Genomic DNA, 20,180 nt, shown 5'->3' on the forward strand with positions numbered 1-20,180 from the left:
TTAAGGTGCAAAGCAGGTGTTTTATGCTTGCACCTTATTTGTTATGCACTTAGAGTGTAGAAAAAAAGCAGTAAGGGTTAATAAAATGCAGCAAGAAGAAAAAAAACCATTAACAGCGCAAGAGCAAGCACAAATAGAGCAACAACGGGTTGCTTGGCAACGCGAGTGTTTTCAAAACGCCCAAAAATACTTAGCAGAAAAAGGCATTATGCCTAAATCAGTAATAGACAAAGACAGCCGCTTTTTAGCACCATTGTGTGCTATGTGGAAATTTAAAGCGCAAAACGGCAAGAGCTACTGGGTAATAACAGGGCGCTTACCCACTGATCATGCAGAAGTAAGTGCAGCAAAAGATGCGCGCGATGCTATGCGTTATTTTTCATTACAATGGCAGTTAAAAGCAGATCAAATAATGAGTGCTGGCGCACGAGATAAAACCCAGGTCGACTTTGCTAACTTACTTATAAACCGTGCACACGGCTTATACGAAATGCATGAAAACGAGCAACTTTGGGCTAATGAACCCAAATAAGGTATTGCTTGTATAAACGTAAAAAAGGGCTATTAACGGCCCTTTTTTAATGTACTAATGTAAATGGTTTAGTGACAAACTCAGACACTTGGCATTGCATTCGCTGCCTAGGTATACCTGCTTCCATAAAAACACCGCCTTGTTGTATAAAGCCGTTTCGTCTAAAGCGTTCAACTTCGTTTAAAATACAATTAATACTAATAACTTGGTGGCCATCGTTAGCGGCAAGATTAACAATAAAAGTAAGTAATGAAGTATAAACGTGGCGATTACGGTGTGCGGGTAAAACGGCTATTCGGCCTATTAAGCCATCTGTACACAGCCTACCTGTGGCTACGGGTGCGTTACTGTTGTGAGTAACTAGCACATGGTGTGCTAGTTTGTCTTGGCTATCAAATTCTATTCGTTTGGGTATGTGTAACTCATATACAAATACTTTTTCACGTATTTGTTGTAGCTGGTCTTTTTGCCTATCCCACTCGACCTTATTAATTTGATAGCCCATAGCGCACCTCTAATTAAACCACATCCCCTCATTAACTAGTGTAGTAAAGGTTTGAATAAAAACTAGGCTAGGCTGCGCTGCGTTTAAATCGTCGGTATTAACATAATCATGATCTGTTAATAGTGTAACGGCATTTAAGTCGCAAAGTGGCAACGGGTAGTTTTCGCCATTAATACTTAATAATAGGGTGTCTTCTAGCTGCTGATAGATAGCACGTACGCCGCCTAAACGCTCAAATTCTTCTGCATTGTTTGCTATTAACTCACTCATTTGCTCGCAGGTTATAGGCTCTTCAAGCGGTGCTAAGTCCATTTCGTGCTTGGCTTGGCTTAAGGTATTACCAAGCCAATGCTTAAATAGCTCATCGTTATTAAGTAGCGCTTGCATAAGGGTTTTAACTTTATCGGTTTCGCTCTGTAAAAGCTCACCTTTAGAGTCCCTAAGGGCTAAAGTATGATCGGTATAGCGTTTTTGGCCGCTGTCGGTATCAATAACATGATCGGCAAAACTAGAAAATAAGTCTTGTTGATTAGGCGCTCTAAATCCAACCGAGTAGTTAAGGGCGTTTTCTATTGCATAACCTTCGTGAGGGCACCCAGGTGGTATGTATAAAATATCGCCGGGCTCTAAAATACAATCTATAACGGCTTCAAATTGCTCAACTTGCAGTAGTTTTTTATTTTGCGCAAATTGTTTAAGTGTTGGATCAGGCAAGCCAACACGCCAATGACGCTTACCCTCGCCTTGTATAATAAATACATCGTACTGATCTAGGTGCGGACCTACGCCACCTTTAGGGGTTGAGTAGCTGATCATTAAATCATCTATTCGCCAGTTAGGTATAAACCTAAATGGGCGAAGCAGTTGTGCTGCATCGCTATGCCAATGATCAACCGCTTGTACCAATAAAGTAGCGTGTTGCTCAGTTAATTTTTCAAAGTCTTCAAATGGGCCTTGGTATGCTTGCCAATCGTTATTGTGGTTGGTAACAATTCGCGACTCTATACTTTCTTCCATAGCAAGACCGGCAAGCTCTTCTGCCTCTATTGGGTCTTGAAAGTCTGTAAAGCCTTGTTTAATTAATAGCGGTTTTTTTTGCCAGTATTGGTTTAAAAATTCTTGCTCACAGAGGTTGTTTATTTTTAATTGGTACATAGAGTTGGCCTATAATTTTTAGTACAAAAAAAGCGAAAGGGATTATCCTTTCGCTTTTTATATGCGCAATTTAGTATTTAAACTAAATCGTCAATAAACTCAACAGCGCGGCCAATGTAGTTGGCAGGTGTTAGTTTTTTCATTTCTACTTTAGCGTGCTCTGGCAGGTCTAAACCATCGATAAAGTCGGCCATTATCTCTTGATTTACACGTTTACCACGCGTTAAATCTTTAAGTTTTTCGTATGGTTTTTCAATACCGTATTTACGCATAACCGTTTGAATTGGCTCAGCAAGTAATTCCCAGTTTTGATCAAGCTCATCAAGTAAACGTTGCTCATTTACTTCAAGCTTGCTTACGCCTTTAAGTGTAGATTGATACGCAATAAGCGTGTAGCCCATACCCACACCTAAGTTACGTAAAACGGTTGAGTCGGTAAGGTCACGCTGCCAACGAGAAACTGGCAGTTTTTGTGCAAGGTGAGCAAATATAGCATTTGCTAAACCTAGGTTACCTTCTGAGTTTTCAAAGTCGATAGGGTTTACTTTATGCGGCATTGTTGAAGAGCCGATTTCGCCAGCAATGGTTTTTTGCTTAAAGTGGTTAAGGGCAATGTAACCCCAAACGTCACGATCAAAATCAAGTAAAATAGTGTTAAAGCGAGCAATAGCATCAAATAGCTCGGCAATGTAGTCATGCGGCTCTATTTGTGTAGTGAACGGGTTAAAGGTTAAACCAAGGCTAGTTACAAAGTTGCTTGCGTGGGTATGCCAATCGTAATCTGGGTAAGCACTCAGATGAGCATTGTAGTTACCTACAGCACCGTTAATTTTACCTAGCATTTCTACCTGTGCGATTTGGTCGCGCTGGCGTTTTAAACGCATGTATACGTTAGCAAACTCTTTACCCATTGTTGAAGGCGTAGCTGGTTGGCCGTGGGTACGCGTCATCATAGGTACTGCTTTGTACTCAATGGCTTTTTCTTTTATAGCGTTAAGTAGTTGGTCGCAGTATGGAAGGAGCACATTATCACGAGCTTCGCTTAGCATTAAACCATGAGATAGGTTATTAATATCTTCTGATGTACAGGCAAAATGGATGAACTCGTTAATAGCGTTAATTTCGCTGTTATCGGCTACTTTTTCTTTTAGTAAATATTCTACCGCTTTAACATCGTGGTTTGTGGTGCGTTCAATGTCTTTAACACGCTGTGCGTCTGCTTCGCTGAAGTTATCAACTATGGCATTTAAAAGTGCATTGGCTTGTTCGCTAAATGCAGGTACTTCTTTAATATCGCTTGCTGCAGCTAAGGCTTGCAACCAACGCACTTCAACGGTTACGCGGTATTTGATTAAGCCAAATTCGCTGAAAATACTGCGTAGTTCAGTGGTTTTGCTGCCGTAGCGACCATCCACTGGAGAGATAGCGGTTAACGCTGAAAGCTCCATAATAACTCCTAAATTTTAGTTTTGAACGATAATTAAATGTTTGTTTTTGCAATAGCGAGAATTTTTCTTTTTGCAAAGAAAAAGTGACGGCGTTTACCGCCCATTTGTCGCCATAATACAGCACTGCGAATTCCTGCTAATAAAAGGGCACGAATTTTATTTTGCGTTTGCTGCTGTTTTAATAACTCGGGTTTACCATAAACCTGAATTCGGTGCCCAAGGGGGCTCAGCACCGACGAGTATATATCTGCTAAACCGGCAACTACTGTGTCATCGGTTATAGCAAAGTGATCTAAGCGACGATGAATGTCGTCGATACGACGGCCAAGTTCAGCTAAGCTTTTTGGCTCGTTATTTAAAATACGTTCAAGCTGCATTAAACCACCTACGTACTTAACTATTTCCACATCTTTTTGAGCGCCAGCAGTAAGCTGCGCCATTAATGTTTTATAGCCGTCGCGCAAGTTATGCGTACCTTGGTAAACATCAACCGGGGATGCGGGTGATGTTTGTACAATACTTGTAAATAGCACGTCTAAGTCTGAATCGTTTGCGCTGCCGTATTGCGCGATTTTTTGTACTTGTTTAGCCACTTGGCACATGGCGGCAAGCGCCATGACTTGGTGTTGATTCATTACTTAATCACCGAATCTATAATACCGCCACCTAAACACACATCATCGGCATAAAATACAGCTGATTGACCCGGTGTAACGGCTTTTTGTGGTTCATCAAACAATACGCGTGCCATACCATCTTCCCCAACGAGAAGGGTACAATTAATATCTTCTTGGCGGTAACGGGTTTTAACGGTGCAGCGCGTTGTACCTTGAGGACCAACACGGTCTACCCAATGTAATTGATTGGCGTTTAGGCCATTGCTGTATAGGCGAGGGTGGTCTTTACCTTGTCCGACAACGAGCACATTGCGCTCAACGTCTTTATCTACAACGTACCATGGCTCGCCAGAGCCTTCTTTCATGCCACCAATTAACAAGCCTTTACGCTGGCCAAGTGTATGATACATAAGCCCTTCGTGCTCACCTACGTTGTTGCCGTCAGTATCTTCAATCACGCCAGGTTGAGCAGGTAAAAACTTTTGTAAAAAGTCTTTAAATTTACGCTCACCAATAAAACAAATACCGGTGCTGTCTTTTTTGTCATGGGTGATTAAGTCTTGCTTTTCTGCAATACGGCGTACGTCTGGTTTAGCTATATCGCCTACTGGGAAAAGAGTTTGGCCTATGTGTTCATGGCTTAAGGTATATAAGAAATAGCTTTGATCTTTGTTATCGTCTAAGCCTCGGCACATAACGTATTTGTCGTCTCGTAGTTCACGACGAACATAATGGCCTGTTGCAATATAATCGGCGCTAAGTGCTTGTGCTGCAAATTCTAAAAATGCTTTAAATTTAATTTCTTTGTTACACATAATATCTGGGTTTGGCGTACGGCCCGCTTTGTACTCTTCTAAAAAGTACTCAAAAACGTTGTCCCAGTATTCGGCTGCAAAGTTAACGGTATGAAGCTCGATGCCTAATTTGTCACACACTGCTTGTGCATCTTTTAAATCTTCAGCGGCTGCACAGTATTCGTCATTGTCGTCTTCTTCCCAGTTCTTCATAAACAGGCCTTCTACTTGGTAGCCCTGTTGTTGTAATAAATATGCAGATACAGAAGAATCAACACCGCCGGACATACCAACGATGACTTTAATGTGACTATTTTCGCTCATGAATAATTTCGCTTATACAGATTGCTGTTAACTTGGAAAGGCCGCGATTATAGCACGCATTTTGTTTTTGCTTAAAGGGAGGAGTGGCGCAAACACACGATTTTGTAGTTATTTTATTCATATAATAAATAGCAAATAAGACTGAAACGCATTTAACATAAAAAATGATGAAAAATTTAAATAAGCCATTGTAAAAAGATATTTCGGTGCCATTATTGTCTGAGCGCATAATAATAGCGTCTGTATTACCTTGTGTTTGTTGTACAATTAAGGAACAGGCAAGATTTTTGTATTAAATTTGCATTTTATTGCCTTAATATTTTCAACGGAATGAATATATGAATTACGCCTTTCAGGTAAAAAAACTTACGACCCTAATTACGTTTTATACGACTAACTCAAGCTTTCATGTAAAGCAGTTACTTGAAAACCCGACGAGTGAGTTTAAGCAATCTGCCTACAAACTTTTTCATGAAATATTTAAACACAGCGTACCCGTAGACTCTCAACAGACTAGCCCCGTTAATGCTATTTTTGATTCAGTTACCGCATCTTTAGATTTAATTAACCAATCTGAAGTGGCGTTAATTGAAGCAACACAAAAATGGTGGAACGAGTGGTACTTTGTATTAACTATGGAGCATTCGCTTTCTCACGAAAAAGAAGATGTGCCATACAGTTTCCTATCTAAAAAAATGCATCATCCTATGAAGCGCCACGAGATGAGCCACTACGCCCATTTATTTACTATTTTGCCAATGCCTATCTCTAATGTGTGTGCTAAAACCGGTGATATTATTAGAGTTAATCAGCGCTTTATAGATGTATTTGGTTATACCGTTGATGACTTACCTAACTTAGAGCAGTGGTGGGTTAATGCATACCCAGATCCTCACTATCGAGAGTCCGTGAAAAAAACGTGGCAATCGGCGTTAGAAATTGGCAATGAAACAGGACAAGACATCCCCGCGAATGATTACCATGTTACTTGTAAAAACGGTAATACAATTACCATGGAAGTATCTGGAATCAATTTGGGCGAAGAATATATTGCTGTATTTAATGATGCGACCAAGCGTTTAGAAGATCAAAATATTTTACGCGACATGGCATTTTTAGATTCGCTAACACAAATAGCAAATAGACGTCGTTTTGATGAAAAGCTAAGTAAAGAGTTTGAAAAAGCCGTTGAGTGTGGTGACGATTTGGCGATTATATTAATCGATATTGATCACTTTAAACTCTTTAACGACCGCTACGGGCATGTTGAAGGTGATTTATGTTTGTATAACGTGGCGCAAGCAATAGCGTGCACGGTAAGCCGCACCGAGGACTTTGTGGCGCGTTATGGCGGAGAAGAATTTGTTGTATTGCTGCCTCAAACCGATAAACAAGGGGCCTTATTTATTGCTGAGCATATTCAAAAGGCAATTGAAGAGCTGCACATCCCTCATGAAGACAGCTTTACCGGTTACTTAACCCTGAGCATGGGTATTCACGCAATTAATAAAGATGATAGTTGCGATCAAAAAGAGTTTATTAAGGCCGCCGACAGCGCACTTTATTATTCAAAAAGGCAAGGACGAAATTGTTTAGCATTAAGTTAATTTATAGCCTTGGACTATTTATATAGTTTTGAGAATTATATAAAGCGCAGATGTTTAATTATCGTCGTAAATAAAGTCTACGTCTTGAATAGGGCGGTTTAGGCTGTCTTCAATACATTTTAAAACTAAATGGCTTCTTAGAGGCAGTACTTTTATGTCTTCTAAACTGTGCCAGTTGGCACTAATTATATCTGCATCTTTTGGGCAGGGCTCAGTGGTGATTTGAGTGCCATCAAACATAAAACAAAAGCGTAAGTAATGCACCCCATTAGCCGCATGTAAGTTATAAATACCGATTAAACCAGTGGGCGTTAGGGACAAACCTGTTTCTTCAAAAAGCTCTCTACTGGCTGCTTGAGCCAGTGTTTCGTTTACTTCTAAATGGCCAGCAGGTTGGTTATAACAAATATTAGAAGTAAATTTATCTCGCTCTTTTACCAGTAAAAAATGCTCTCCTTTTTTTACTACAGCAGCAACCGTTACATGGGGTTTATGCATTTACCTCACCTTTTATAACACTGTACTGTGCGCTGTTTATGCCATCTAGCGTGTAATTGCCAATACTGTAGCGAATAAGCCTTAATGTAGGGTGCCCAACATGGGCGGTCATACGGCGAACTTGCCTATTACGTCCTTCATTAATTGTAATACTTAACCACGTTGTAGGAATCGACTTTCGCTTTCTTACCGGCGGCACGCGAGGCCAAAGTTTTGGCTCGTCAATAATTTTTACGTTTGCGGGTAAGGTCATCCCATCTTTTAATTCAACACCTTTACACAGGGCATTAATGGCCTCTGCGCTAGGCTCGCCTTCAACTTGCACCCAATAGGTTTTATTGGTTTTTTTATTCGGTGCGGTAAGGGTATTTTGAAGCTTTCCGCAGTTTGTTAAAAGTAACAAGCCTTCACTGTCACGGTCGAGTCTGCCTGCAGCGTATACATCTTTAATGGGAATAAATTCAGCCAAGGTTTTTCTATTGGCATCGTCTGTAAATTGGCAAAGCACATCGTAAGGCTTGTTAAATAAAACAATTTTTCTATCTTTAGGCGCTATAGCGGGTTTAATTTCACGCGAAGTTGTATTTTTTTTAGTGAGCGCACTGCGTGAGTAAGTTCTACCCGTGGTTCGTTTAGTGGTACTTTTACTTGCGCGATTATGCATTGGTTTGTTCGCCATTAAATACACCTAGCGGGCTTGGGTAAGCCGGCTATTTTTGTGGCTTGTTTTGCAGGCCCCTTGGGAAATAATTTATACAAATAAATACTATTGCCTTTGTCCTCACCAAGGGATTTAGCCATGGCTTTAACAAGCATTCTTATTGCTGGGCTGGTGTTATATTCTAAGTAAAAATTGCGCACAAAATTAATCACTTCCCAGTGTTGTTCACTCAAGATAATGTTTTCTTGCTCGGCGATAATGGGGGCTAACTCTTTTGTCCACAAGGTGTAATCTAGCAAGTAGCCTTGTTTATCAGTGTCGATTTGTTGATTATTAAATTCAAGCATGGATTACCAGGTAATAGATTGGTTAGTAGATAGAGTAAGGGCAACAAACTCATCGTAATTAATAAGTGTTTGGCCTGGGCTTAGTTTAACTGCGCGTGCCTGCGCATCCTCTAAAAGCAACAATAGCGAATCGTTTAATTGAAAATACTGCTTAGCGGCATAACAGGCATCACCAACAAGGAGTACTTTATCAGTGTCTTTAATTAAGTTTTCAAGCTGAGTAGAGTCGTAATAAGCCAGTGGCTTTGAAAAAATGTGTAATGTACTCATAGGTTCACCACAAAATCTTGCTGGCCTATCAGCTGCTGTTGCTCAGTGTAATTGAGGCTGGTTGAATCAATAATTAATTGAGATTTGTTTAAGTTATAATCAAGTAACGATTTTTCACATACATATATGTTTTCTACTTCATAGATTTCAAGCGTTTTGATGTTTTTAAAAAAATCTTTTACACCAAGTTGCTGTGTTGATTGATTATGTTTTAAAGCAAGCACTGCAGGGCCGCTAAATAGCCAGCTAATATTTTGATCAACTGCGGCAAATATTAGTGCCATGTCTAGGGCATCGCGGGTATTAAGCTCATCAAAGGGGCTGGATTGGCTCATTACTAAAACGTTTTTCATTTAAACTGTATCCATTTATCTGCATCACTCGCTAGCATGGCAAATTCTGCAAGCCCGGCTACAGTAAACACACCTGTTTGGCTTGTGTTTAAGCCACGTTTTTCTGCTGCAGTAATACATAGCATTAAGTTGACGTTTTTATCTGCAAGTTGTTGCCATTGCGTAGGAATTTGCAGTTCGTCAGAGGCTAGCTCAAAGTGAGCTGACGCGTGATAAATCCCATTTTGATACAAAAATATCGCATCTATGGTGTGGCCTTGTGCTAAACATGCATTCGCAAACTTTATAATACGTTGCGTTGAGTCATGATCTGAAGGAGGAGTATGTAAAGAAAGAACAAATCGCGCCAAAACAATTCCAATAAAAAAGCCCCAATAAAGGGGCTATTTTAACAGAACTATTTAATTAGTCATCACTTGCGCCAAGAAGGTGCAGTAAAGAAGTAAATAGGTTATATACGTTTAAGTATAGAGCGACCGTCGCGCGAATGTAGTTAGTTTCGCCGCCATTAATAATACGGCTAGTATCAAATAAGATTAAGCCAGACATAATTAACACTACAGCAGCGTTAAGCACCATAAACATTAGCGAGCTGCCAATGAAGATGTTAACTATGCTTGCAACAATAACCACTAGTAAGCCTACTGTTAAAAAACCACCCATAAATGAGAAGTCTTTTTTAGTGTTTAATGCATAAGCCGATAGACCAAAAAATATTAATGCAGTAGAACCAAGCGCCTGCATAATAAGCATAGGGCCATTAGGCATAGCTGCATAATAGTTAAGTAGTGGGCCAAGGCCTGCGCCCATACAGCCTGTAAAAGCAAACACCCAAAACACGCCTGAGGCTGAGTCTGCTTTTTTGTTTACAACAAATAATAAACCAAACGAAACCAGTGTGAACACAATTCCCATAAAGTAAGGTAATTGTAATGCCATTGAAATACCCGCCGTAACAGCACTAAATGCTAATGTCATGGCCAGTAAGAAATAGGTGTTTTTAAGTACCTTGTTTGTTTCAATGGTCGACATTACCGGTTTAGCGGTATTGTACGAATGATTAAATGCCATTGTAGAGCTCCTTTAAGTGAAACATGTTTGTTTCGATAATTTAACTAAAATTAGATTACCAACTCTTATATGTTTGGGCAAACCTTTGTAGATCAATAGAGTGTTATTTTTTAATTAAAGTTCATTAAAGCATCAAAAAGAAATTATTTGTTTTATCTTTAAACAAATTAATTGTTTTTTAAGCACTTAAACAATTTTTTTAAAAAAAAGCTTCACAAAGCCAATGGGTTTCCCTATTATGCAGGCCGTGCGGAGAGATGGCAGAGTGGTCGAATGCACCGGTCTTGAAAACCGGCATAGGTTTGTAGCCTATCTAGGGTTCAAATCCCTATCTCTCCACCACCTTATTACAATAATTATGAGTACACTCTTACTTGTAATTTATAGCACTTTCGGAGAGATGGCAGAGTGGTCGAATGCACCGGTCTTGAAAACCGGCATGGGTTTGTAGCCCATCTAGGGTTCAAATCCCTATCTCTCCACCATTATATTTAAGCCCGCTTTTAGCGGGCTTTTTTGTTTTTACGCTTTATTATCAGGCCACCTTAGGTTTCCTCGCTTATTTCCCCATTTCGGTTTGCTATTAGCCGCTATTAATAGATTAATAACATATTAATTTGCTACTTTTATTTTTTAGATTTTAAAATTGGTAATTAAAATAGTATGTTGTGGCTCAAGGATGATTTACCTTCAAGAAAACTTATTGTTTATCGTGCAATGATGCTCTCGTTGGTAACGTTGTTTGTTTTATTTGTATTTCAACCTTTTGGCACAATTAACGATACATCGTCACTTTTGCAGCTTTGCTGTGCTGTATACCTACGACGTATTTAATATTGCAATCTAAAGGTTAGGTTTATTGACGATAGCGCCTATAAGGTAGTGAACTTAGTCTTATAGGCGACTAAGCAGCGCAAAGTAAGTGTGGGCTGACAGCACAATGCGTGTTTGTTTTTTGTTAGCAAAACCATTTATTAAACCATTCACTAAACAGCCCAACATAAATTAAATCTTCAAATTATCACACCTTTCAAAGGGGGTTAAATACCTTTGCTATAAACGCTATGGTATATTTTTATAAAATTAAAATGCCTAGTTACAGCAGTTTAAAGAGTGCTTGTTTTCCCATCATAAATTACGACCATAGTCTCTGTTTCTAACCTTAAGAACTTGGTGCATGCTTAAGATAATGTTTGTAGTGTGTATTTAGGAACTTATATGAAACATCAACTAGCCAAAAGTGTCGCGCTTTCTTTATTATCCCCTGTGATTGTTGGTAGTTTACTTGGCCTTTATTATGGGCTCACTATGAATGGCGATGCGGTTACCATTTTTTTACAACTACTGATGAGTGCAATCGCGAACGCACATATTGTTGGACTGACTATGGCCGCTTTTGTCGTACCGGGTTATTTGCTTATGTTTAAGTATGCAAAAGTGAATTATTCAGGTGTACTGACTCTTGGGCTGCTCGGTGGCGCAATATTTAGTTATTTACTCAGTGCTACAACAGGCGAGATATTTTTAATTAATAGTGTAATGGCCGCTTTTGCCGCAGGACTATTTTTATTTGGCCTGCGTAAAACATCAAAAAAATAATTGCAGAAATATTAATCAAGCGTGCTGAAAAACTGCGCTATTTCTGTTTTTTTGCCTGTAAAAGGTTTCAATTTTTCACGACAAAGAGTACCTTTAGCTACTGTCTGTTTAATAAGAAGTAGTTTGGTATGCAAAAGCACGATTTTTACCAGTCATTAGTTAAGCAAACTGAATCACTAATTGCTGGTGAATCTAATGTCATTGCTAATATGGCTAACGTAAGTGCGCTATTATTTACCTCATTAGAAGATGTAAATTGGGCGGGCTTTTACTTTATGGATTCGCCAAGTGAATTAGTGCTTGGGCCTTTTCAAGGTAATCCAGCGTGTATTCGTATCCCTGTTGGTAAAGGGGTGTGTGGTACGGCTGCAGCAACGTTAGAAACTCAACTAATCGAAGATGTACATGCGTTTGATGGCCACATAGCCTGCGATGCAGCGTCTAACTCTGAGATTGTTGTACCTATCATGAAAAATGATAAAATAGTTGCTGTTCTTGATATCGATAGCCCAACTATTGGTCGATTTGATACTGATGACCAAGCAGGTCTTGAAGCATTAGTTAAATGCTTAGAGGCAAGCTTATAATGAAAGACTTGCTAAATGTTCAAGACTACCTATTCGCAGTACAAGATGTAGGCGATTGGGAAGGGGAAGAAGAACATGTAGCGGAAACGCTCAATGATTTGATTCACATAGCCTGGGATAAACTTCCAGATGATTTAGATTGTGAATCAATCGATGAAATAATAAATGGTATTTGGGAACACCTTCGAGGTGATTTGGCTGTACTTGAAGCCGACTTCGAAGAGTTAATCGACTGGGTAATACACTACGTTGACTCGTCCCTTGATGAAAAGATGTGAAAAATAGGTTCTAAAATGGAAACCACAAACAAGCTAAAAGATATTAATGAAGTGCTGGAATTTCTTTATCAAGAATTTCCACAATGTTTTAAACAAAAAGACGGTATTAAACCGCTTAAAGTCGGTATTTTTAAAGATATTGCCGAGCGTATCGAAGGGTCTGAAAAAGTAAGTAAGACTCAAGTACGTCAAGCGCTTAGAAAATACACGTCTAACTGGCGTTATTTAGAAGCTGTGACAAAGTCAGAGTTTCGTATTGATCTTGATGGCAATCAAGGTGAAAAAGTTGAGCAAGAGCACATTGACCACGCTCAAAAAGCACTAGAAGAAAGCCGTGCTAAAATGGCAAAACGCAAAAAACAACAGCGTCCACGCCAAGATTCAGATTCTAAATCTTTCAAGAAAAAACCAGCCCACGCTAGCAAAAACAATGCACAAGCTAACAAACTAGCTAAAGCAGCCCCTGCTAAACGTTCAGGAAAAGTTGAACCTTTACCTGCAAGTGAGGTCAAGGTTAATAACAAGGTTAAGGTTAAACTTGGCCAAGCACTTGTAAATGCGGTAATTACTGAAGTAAACAAAGACGAAGTTCATGTTGAATTAGTAACTGGCATGCAAGTTAAAACCAAAGCTGACAGCTTATACATTATTTAAGTTGTAAATAAATTAAGGAGTTGTGTATGAGTAAAAAGTTTACGCTCATTCCGTTAGTTGCTGCCCTGTTTTCGGGTTCTTTATTCGCTTCCGTAGAAGCGGCAAAACTTGAAGACTTGCCTGTACTTAAACAAGAAAGTCAACATGGCACTGCCAGCAAACGAGTGGCTAACTTATTTGCTCGTTCACACTATACACCGGTTCGATTTAACGATGGGCTTTCTAGCAAAGTGTACGATCGTTATATCGAATCCCTTGATTTTAATAAAAGTGTGTTTTTAGCAAGCGACATTGCTGCGTTTGAAAAATACCGCAACGATTTTGATAATGCGATTACCACCGGTAAGCTTGGCTTTACGTTTGATATTTTTAACTTAAGCTTAAAGCGCCGTTTTGAACGTTATGATTACTCTTTATCATTACTAGATAAAGAAATGACGTTTGATAAAGACGATGAATACTTTTTTGACCGTGAAGATTCAGCATGGCCAGCATCGCAAGCTGAGCTTGATGAAATTTGGCGTGAACGCGTTAAATACGATGCCTTACGTTTAAAAATGACAGGCAAAGATTGGGAAGGGATCAAAGAGGTCCTTACTAAGCGTTATAAAAATGCACAAAAACGTTTAGTTCAAACAAATTCAGAAGATGCATTTCAAATTGTAATGAACTCGCTAGCGCGAAGCATTGAGGCGCATACGTCGTACTTATCGCCGCGCCGCGCAGAACAATTTAAAATGGATATGGACCTAGAGCTTGAAGGCATTGGCGCCGTTTTAAGCCCAGATGAAGATTACACCGTTATTCGCAGCTTAGTACCAGGTGGACCTGCCGATAAAACAGAGCAGCTAAAAGCTGACGACAAAATTATTGGTGTTGCCCAAGATCAAAAAGAGTTTGTTGATGTTATTGGCTGGCGTTTAGATGATGTAGTTGATTTAATCAAAGGCCCTAAAGGCACTAAGGTACGTTTACAGTATCTTAAAGGCTCTGATGCACATGGCACGCCTAAAGTAGTTGAAATCACCCGTGATAAAATTCGCTTAGAAGATAGGGCTGCTAAATCTGAAGTATTTGAAGCCAGTTATTCAAATTTAACTTCAAAAATTGGTGTTATTGAGATCCCAGGCTTTTACAACAATCTTTCAAAAGACGTTAAAGTTGAATTAGCTAAACTTAAAGAAGAAAACGTAGACGGTATTATTATTGATTTGCGCCAAAATGGCGGTGGATCATTATATGAAGCCACACAGCTATCAGGCTTGTTTTTTGACCAAGGTCCGGTTGTACAAATTCATACATTAAATAACCGTATTGAAGAGCAAAAAGACCGTGACGGAATTACCTACTACGATGGCCCATTAACTGTTTTAGTTGACCGTTATAGTGCTTCAGCCTCTGAAATTTTTGCCGCCGCAATGCAAGACTATGGCCGCGCAGTAATTATAGGCGAGCAAACCTTTGGTAAGGGAACGGTTCAGCAGCACAAAGGCTTAGGTCGTGCGTACGATTTATACGACAATGACTTAGGTAGCGTACAATACACTATTGCTAAGTTTTACCGTATAAACGGCGGCAGTACTCAGCATAAAGGGGTTATTCCTGATATTTCATTTCCTTCTGCGATAGACCCAGCAGAGTGGGGCGAGAGCAAGCAAGATAATGCATTGCCGTGGGATAGCATAGTACGAGCTAAGTATAATAGGCAGGGTAATTTAACGCCTGTAATCACTTATCTTGAAAAACAGCACGAAGTACGTATTAAGTCAGAGCCAGAGTTTGGTTACGTATTTGATGATATTGCCCGTTACAATGAAGAGAAAGACCGCAAAACTATTTCTTTAGTTGAAGCAGATCGTATTAAAGAAAAAGATGAAAATGAAGCACGTACTCTAGCGCGCACTAATGAGCGTTTAAAGCGTTTAGGTAAGGAGCCAATAGAAAACCTAGATGATGTACCTGAGGTGATTGAAGAGCTTGACCCTTTCTTAGAAGAGGCAGCACTGATCACTCAAGATTACATTAACTTTGGCCGTATCGCTAAAAAATAAACACGTGTTTACCCCGTTTAAAAGGCGCTTTTTGCGCCTTTTTTGTTACCTAAATTTCGCTAAATTGCTATAATCGCGAATTACTAAATTGAGTTACATTACTGTGGCTTAAAAAAAGCACTGATACGCTAAAAATAATAAATAACCACGCCACGATTTGTGGTGTGCAGGAGTCACTATTTTGAAGCCTTTAGAAAAACCGATTAAACCCGCCTCGTTTTTTGATGCACTTGTTCCTATCACTGTTTTAATTTGCCTTTTAGGCGCAGCGGTATATTTATTTGGCGATAACTCGTCATCAGGTCCTAACCAAATAGCGTTATTATTTGCCACCTTTGCTGCGGCATTAATAGGGCTAAAAAATGGCTATACGTGGAAAAAGCTTGAAGAAGCCATGATTGAAGGTATTACCTTATCATTGGGGGCTATTTTAATTTTATTAATGGTGGGTGCCTTAATTGGTACTTGGCTGTTGTCGGGTACCGTGCCAACGCTCATTTATTATGGCTTACAGGTTATTAACCCAAGCTGGTTTTACGCCGCAAGCTGCTTAATTTGTGGCATTGTTGCAATGAGTATAGGTAGCTCTTGGACCACAGCTGCCACCATAGGTGTGGCGCTTTTAGGGGTGGCCACCGGGTTAGGGCTTGATCAAACTGTGACGGCAGGGGCGGTTATTTCGGGAGCTTACTTTGGTGACAAACTCAGCCCGCTTTCTGAAACTACTAACTTAGCACCGGCTGTTGTTGGAGCTGATTTATTTGAACATATTCACCACATGTTATGGACTACTGTTCCTAGCTTTGTCATTGCATTAATCATTTTTATATTTATGGGCTTTAATGCAACGGCTTCTAACGAAGCCGGCAGGATTGACGAAATAACAGCGATTTTAGAGCAGAACTTTAATATAGGCTTTGAAATGTTAATTCCATTAATTGTGCTGCTAGTTTTAGCTATTAAAAAAATGCCAGCGTTTCCGGCTATTTCAATTGGCGCTGTAATTGGTGCTGTGTGGGCAATGTTGTTTCAGTCTGATTTAATTGCGACACAAATTGACCTTTCTCAGGGTGAGTTGGTTGGTTATTTTAAAATTATTTGGACAACTTTTTTCGATGGTTTTAGCATCGACACGGGTGATGACAAAATGGATTCATTGCTCAGTGGTGGCGGTATGGCAGGGATGTTAACTACAACATGGCTGATCATGACAGCTCTTATGTTTGGTGCCATTATGGAAAAAACCGGTTTATTAGATATTTTTGTTAAGAGCATTTTAAAAATTGCAAAAAGCACGGGCTCGCTTATTACATCAACCATTGCTACTTGTGTGGGCACCAACTTAATAGCGGCTGATCAATACATTGCTATTGTAGTGCCAGGTCGTATGTTTAAAGAAGAATATAAAAAGCGTGGCTTAAAGCCCGTTAATTTATCGCGTACTTTAGAAGATGGCGGCACAATAACAAGCCCGTTAATTCCGTGGAATACCTGTGGTGCGTACATGCAAAGCGTTTTATTAATAAACCCATTTGACTATGCCTTGTATGCTTTCTTTAATTTAATTAACCCTTTCTTAGCCATTATTTATGCGTACGTAGGCATTAAAATTTTACGCATTGAACCCAAGCAACCTGCTTAAATCTAAATAGCTCCTTTTTTAAGGAGCTTTAGTTGGAGTAACTATGACTGTTTCAGCAAAGCCAAAAGCGCAATACTTAAAAGACTACACTGCGCCTAATTTTTCTATAGAGCACACTGAACTCACTTTTGACTTACAACCACTAAATACAAAAGTGACGGCGCTACTAACACTTAAAAGAACAACAAATCAAAATTCAGCGCTTGTGTTAGATGGCATAGACTTACAATTAGTGGAGCTGCAAGTAGACAATATTGCTTATACTAATTATAAGATTGAAGGTGAGCACCTAATCATTAATGATTTACCTCACACATGCCAGCTTAAAATTGTTACAGAAATTTCTCCTGATACAAATACCTCTTTAGAAGGCTTGTATTTATCTGGTGGAGCATATTGCACGCAATGTGAAGCGCAAGGTTTTAGAAAAATAACCTACTTTTTAGACCGCCCTGACGTATTAAGCACATACGATGTGACGATTATTGCTGATAAAAGCTTTAAGCATTTACTGTCAAATGGTAACCAAATTGACAGTGGTGAAACAGCTGATGGCCGCCATTTTGCTAAATGGCAAGACCCATTTAAAAAGCCAAGTTACTTATTTGCATTAGTAGCGGGTGATTTTGATGTACTAAAAGACACCTACACAACAAAAAGTGGGCGCGAAATTGAGCTTGCTTTATTTGTTGATAAAGGCAATTTATCGAAAACACCACATGCAATTAACTCATTAAAAAAAGCCATGGATTGGGATGAAACACGCTTTAACCTAGAATACGACTTAGATATTTACATGATTGTTGCCGTAGATTTTTTCAATATGGGAGCAATGGAAAATAAAGGGCTAAATGTATTTAATAGTAAATGCGTATTGGCTAACCAAGAAACCGCCACCGATAAAGATTATCACACGATAGAGTCGATTGTTGGTCATGAGTATTTTCATAACTGGACGGGAAACCGTGTTACCTGTAGAGACTGGTTTCAGCTATCGTTAAAAGAAGGGCTCACAGTATTTAGAGACCAAGAATTTAGTAGCGATTTAGGCTCACGCGCACTTAACCGCATTGATGCTGTTAAAGTAATGCGCACACATCAGTTTAGTGAAGATGCGGGACCAATGGCGCACCCAATTCGCCCTGAAAAAGTTATCGAAATGAATAACTTTTATACCGTAACGGTGTACGATAAAGGGGCTGAAGTTATCAGAATGATGCACACCCTGTTAGGTGAGGTTAACTTTCAAAAAGGGATGCAGCTTTACTTTGAACGCCATGATGGTCAAGCGGTTACCTGTGATGATTTTGTTGCTGCAATGAGTGATGCTTCAGGCATAGATTTAACGCAATTTAAGCGTTGGTATAGCCAATCAGGTACACCACGATTAAATGCAACACAGCACTATGATCACGATAAGCAACTTTATACTTTAACAATTGAGCAATCAGCTCCGCTAAATCAGCCAGATAATAAGAGCCTTCACATTCCATTTGCCATCGAATTATTAGATGAAAATGGGCAAAGTATTGCACTTACTTATCACGGTGAAAAACGCGACCACGTGCTTAACGTAACTGCGCCAACGCAAACGTTTTACTTTGATCAAATACCTGCTCGCCCAGTGGCTGTACTACTTGAAGATTTTTCAGCGCCCTGTATTTTAAGCCAGCAAAATTCAGAACCTGATTTACTGCATATTATGCGTTATGCGCGCAGCGATTTTTCGCGTTGGGATGCGCAGCAGCAGTTATTTATTAATGCAGTTAAGCAAGCAGTCAACGCACCTGAACATGCAACATTAAGTGAAAACGTTATTAATGCACTACGTGTGTTAATAAGCGCACAAAGTGGCGATTTAGCACTGGTAGCAGAGCTTATAAAACTGCCAAGCTTTGACACGTTTGCCGCTGAGTTTGACATAATTCCTGTTGACGAAATCATTACAATCACAAGATTGTTTGAGCAACAGATTGCCGAGCAATTATCTGATGAGCTTTTACATTGTTACAGTTCGTTAGTAGATGATGGCAGTATAAATCCAGATGCAGTGGCTATAAGAGCGCTTAAAGGTGTTTGTTTACATTACTTAGCTAAAATACCTTCTGAGCAAGTTGACCGCTTTATTAAAAAATCGGCAGATTCACCGAATATGACCAATGTTTTAGCCTCATTAAGTGCGGTAGTAAAAGCATCACACCCATTAAGAACAACGTTGTTAGATCACTTTGATAGCCAGTGGCGTCATGATGTTTTAGTTATGGACAAATGGTTTGCACTACAGGCTATGCAATCTGGTGATGATGCTATTGAGAATATAAAAGCGTTGTACGCGCATCCTAGCTTTGATTTTTCAAACCCAAATCGTGTACGCGCATTAGTGGGTAGCTTTAGTCATTTTAATACCGCACAATTTCACCGAAAAGATGGTGAAGGCTACGCATTATTAGGTGATTTACTTATTAAGCTAAACGCGATAAATCCGCAAAATGCCTCTAGAATGTTAACGCCTTTCATGTCGTGGAAACGCTTTGACACAACCCGTGCTCAAGCAATGAAAGCACAGTTGCAACGCTTAGCAAACCTTGAAGGATTAAGTGCTGATTTATTTGAAAAGGTTGAAAAAGCGCTTAATTAAATGATTGAGTATTACTTCTCTTTACACCTGAGCTATAACAAATGCATGGACTACTACCATGGTCGTTTTAGCTCAGTACAAGTGGTTGAGGATAACGGTAAAACAATACGCTTTGCCGCCTCGCACTTACGCCCTTACATTTCATCTATAGGAATAAGAGGGCGTTTTAGACTTTTACTTACCCCCGAGAATAAATTTATTCGCCTCGAACGTATCGCCTAACCTGCTGTTTTTATGTTATAGATACATAAAAATATTATCTTTTTGTTAATTTCAATTTGTTCTATTGTTAATTTACGTGTATAAATTATCTGGTATGACGTCTTACCAATACGTAAACGTCAGCTCAAAAAATATAATAATTGATTGAACGCGACCATTTGTAATTTTTTATAATCGCTTCTATCGTTAAGATTACACTAAAAACAATAACTTGATCACACATAATTACCCACGACAGGGGGGATACACAATGATAAGAAGATCGCTTTTTGTTAAAAACAAAATAGCTATAGGTTTAGCAGCCGCAAGCTTAGGTTTATCTGCAGC

The 20,180-nt window shown here is 39.4% G+C and carries 22 protein-coding genes and 2 tRNA genes; 12 read left to right on the forward strand and 12 right to left on the reverse strand.

Translation table 11 applies throughout. The annotated features are described in order from the left end of the window. The first annotated feature begins 85 nt into the window (after positions 1–85). Positions 86–532 (forward strand): DUF4826 family protein, encoded by a 447-nt coding sequence (locus PSH54_RS13495; RefSeq protein ID WP_264389425.1) that lies wholly within the window; start codon positions 86–88, stop codon positions 530–532. Between the two features lie 46 nt (positions 533–578). On the opposite strand, the gene PSH54_RS13500 is transcribed toward PSH54_RS13495, so the two are convergent. From PSH54_RS13500 to mnmA, 5 genes are all read right to left on the reverse strand, one after another. After that, positions 579–1,037 carry a GNAT family N-acetyltransferase gene (locus PSH54_RS13500; protein WP_024033514.1) on the reverse strand — a complete coding sequence of 153 codons (459 nt, stop codon included), beginning with the start codon at positions 1,035–1,037 and terminating at the stop codon, positions 579–581. Between the two features lie 9 nt (positions 1,038–1,046). Continuing rightward, a complete protein-coding gene (locus PSH54_RS13505) occupies positions 1,047–2,192 on the reverse strand; it encodes a cupin domain-containing protein (protein WP_264389426.1) in 1,146 nt (381 codons plus the stop codon). 77 nt (positions 2,193–2,269) lie between these two features. Continuing rightward, positions 2,270–3,640: an adenylosuccinate lyase gene (purB, locus tag PSH54_RS13510; protein ID WP_024033516.1), complete on the reverse strand. Its 1,371-nt coding sequence runs from the start codon at positions 3,638–3,640 to the stop codon at positions 2,270–2,272. Between the two features lie 32 nt (positions 3,641–3,672). Next, positions 3,673–4,275, reverse strand: coding sequence for a high frequency lysogenization protein HflD (gene hflD, locus PSH54_RS13515; RefSeq protein ID WP_004586725.1), 603 nt, complete (start codon positions 4,273–4,275; stop codon positions 3,673–3,675). Beyond that, positions 4,275–5,375, reverse strand: coding sequence for a tRNA 2-thiouridine(34) synthase MnmA (gene mnmA / locus PSH54_RS13520; protein WP_273606337.1), 1,101 nt, complete (start codon positions 5,373–5,375; stop codon positions 4,275–4,277). The genes hflD and mnmA overlap by 1 nt, the downstream gene beginning before the upstream one ends. Before the next feature lie 338 nt (positions 5,376–5,713). On the opposite strand from mnmA, the gene PSH54_RS13525 reads away from it, so the two are divergent. Beyond that, on the forward strand, positions 5,714–6,982 hold the full coding sequence (locus PSH54_RS13525; protein WP_273606338.1) for a sensor domain-containing diguanylate cyclase: 1,269 nt from the start codon (positions 5,714–5,716) through the stop codon (positions 6,980–6,982). Positions 6,983–7,036: 54 nt separating this feature from the next. Here the strand turns inward: PSH54_RS13525 and PSH54_RS13530 are convergent, their stop codons facing one another. The 7 genes from PSH54_RS13530 to PSH54_RS13560 are packed head-to-tail and all read right to left on the reverse strand — an operon-like array spanning position 7,037 to position 10,182. Continuing rightward, a complete protein-coding gene (locus tag PSH54_RS13530) occupies positions 7,037–7,480 on the reverse strand; it encodes an NUDIX domain-containing protein (protein ID WP_273606339.1) in 444 nt (147 codons plus the stop codon). Beyond that, complete coding sequence (locus PSH54_RS13535; RefSeq protein WP_273606340.1) at positions 7,473–8,159, reverse strand: pseudouridine synthase; 687 nt, start codon at positions 8,157–8,159, stop codon at positions 7,473–7,475. The genes PSH54_RS13530 and PSH54_RS13535 overlap by 8 nt, the downstream gene beginning before the upstream one ends. Further along, on the reverse strand, positions 8,159–8,488 hold the full coding sequence (locus PSH54_RS13540; protein ID WP_273606341.1) for a TusE/DsrC/DsvC family sulfur relay protein: 330 nt from the start codon (positions 8,486–8,488) through the stop codon (positions 8,159–8,161). Before PSH54_RS13540 ends, PSH54_RS13535 begins: the two co-directional genes overlap by 1 nt. A 3-nt stretch (positions 8,489–8,491) precedes the next feature. Then, positions 8,492–8,758, reverse strand: a complete 267-nt coding sequence (tusB, locus tag PSH54_RS13545; protein ID WP_054982589.1) for a sulfurtransferase complex subunit TusB — start codon at positions 8,756–8,758, stop codon at positions 8,492–8,494. Continuing rightward, positions 8,755–9,111, reverse strand: coding sequence for a sulfurtransferase complex subunit TusC (tusC, locus tag PSH54_RS13550; RefSeq protein WP_121637549.1), 357 nt, complete (start codon positions 9,109–9,111; stop codon positions 8,755–8,757). Before tusC ends, tusB begins: the two co-directional genes overlap by 4 nt. After that, entirely contained in the window at positions 9,108–9,461 is a 354-nt protein-coding gene (gene tusD / locus PSH54_RS13555) for a sulfurtransferase complex subunit TusD (RefSeq protein WP_004586717.1), read from the reverse strand. Before tusD ends, tusC begins: the two co-directional genes overlap by 4 nt. 55 nt (positions 9,462–9,516) lie before the next feature. Then, positions 9,517–10,182, reverse strand: coding sequence for a Bax inhibitor-1/YccA family protein (locus PSH54_RS13560; protein ID WP_004586716.1), 666 nt, complete (start codon positions 10,180–10,182; stop codon positions 9,517–9,519). A 251-nt stretch (positions 10,183–10,433) separates the two neighbouring features. Here PSH54_RS13560 and PSH54_RS13565 point away from each other — a divergent pair. The 10 genes from PSH54_RS13565 (at position 10,434) to PSH54_RS13610 (ending at position 19,853) form a co-directional block, all read left to right on the forward strand. Further along, positions 10,434–10,524 (forward strand) — tRNA-Ser (locus PSH54_RS13565). A 52-nt stretch (positions 10,525–10,576) separates the two neighbouring features. After that, a tRNA-Ser gene (locus PSH54_RS13570) sits at positions 10,577–10,667 on the forward strand. 733 nt (positions 10,668–11,400) lie between these two features. Further along, a complete protein-coding gene (locus PSH54_RS13575) occupies positions 11,401–11,781 on the forward strand; it encodes a hypothetical protein (protein ID WP_024033524.1) in 381 nt (126 codons plus the stop codon). Between the two features lie 128 nt (positions 11,782–11,909). Further along, a complete protein-coding gene (locus PSH54_RS13580) occupies positions 11,910–12,368 on the forward strand; it encodes a GAF domain-containing protein (RefSeq protein ID WP_004586714.1) in 459 nt (152 codons plus the stop codon). Further along, entirely contained in the window at positions 12,368–12,646 is a 279-nt protein-coding gene (locus PSH54_RS13585; RefSeq protein ID WP_004586713.1) for a hypothetical protein, read from the forward strand. Before PSH54_RS13580 ends, PSH54_RS13585 begins: the two co-directional genes overlap by 1 nt. A gap of 15 nt (positions 12,647–12,661) precedes the next feature. Next, the gene (gene proQ / locus PSH54_RS13590) at positions 12,662–13,300 is read left to right on the forward strand and encodes an RNA chaperone ProQ (RefSeq protein ID WP_273606342.1); all 639 of its coding nucleotides are present in this window, start codon (positions 12,662–12,664) and stop codon (positions 13,298–13,300) included. A gap of 26 nt (positions 13,301–13,326) precedes the next feature. Further along, positions 13,327–15,351 carry a carboxy terminal-processing peptidase gene (gene prc / locus PSH54_RS13595; RefSeq protein ID WP_248442228.1) on the forward strand — a complete coding sequence of 675 codons (2,025 nt, stop codon included), beginning with the start codon at positions 13,327–13,329 and terminating at the stop codon, positions 15,349–15,351. A gap of 181 nt (positions 15,352–15,532) precedes the next feature. After that, positions 15,533–16,993 carry a Na+/H+ antiporter NhaC gene (nhaC, locus tag PSH54_RS13600; RefSeq protein WP_171036153.1) on the forward strand — a complete coding sequence of 487 codons (1,461 nt, stop codon included), beginning with the start codon at positions 15,533–15,535 and terminating at the stop codon, positions 16,991–16,993. A gap of 43 nt (positions 16,994–17,036) precedes the next feature. Next, the gene (gene pepN, locus PSH54_RS13605) at positions 17,037–19,631 is read left to right on the forward strand and encodes an aminopeptidase N (RefSeq protein ID WP_273606343.1); all 2,595 of its coding nucleotides are present in this window, start codon (positions 17,037–17,039) and stop codon (positions 19,629–19,631) included. Then, complete coding sequence (locus tag PSH54_RS13610) at positions 19,632–19,853, forward strand: DUF2835 domain-containing protein (protein ID WP_024033528.1); 222 nt, start codon at positions 19,632–19,634, stop codon at positions 19,851–19,853. The last annotated feature ends 327 nt before the right edge of the window (positions 19,854–20,180 follow it).

The organism is Pseudoalteromonas sp. Angola-30 (assembly GCF_028599215.1).
Classification (GTDB): domain Bacteria; phylum Pseudomonadota; class Gammaproteobacteria; order Enterobacterales; family Alteromonadaceae; genus Pseudoalteromonas; species Pseudoalteromonas atlantica.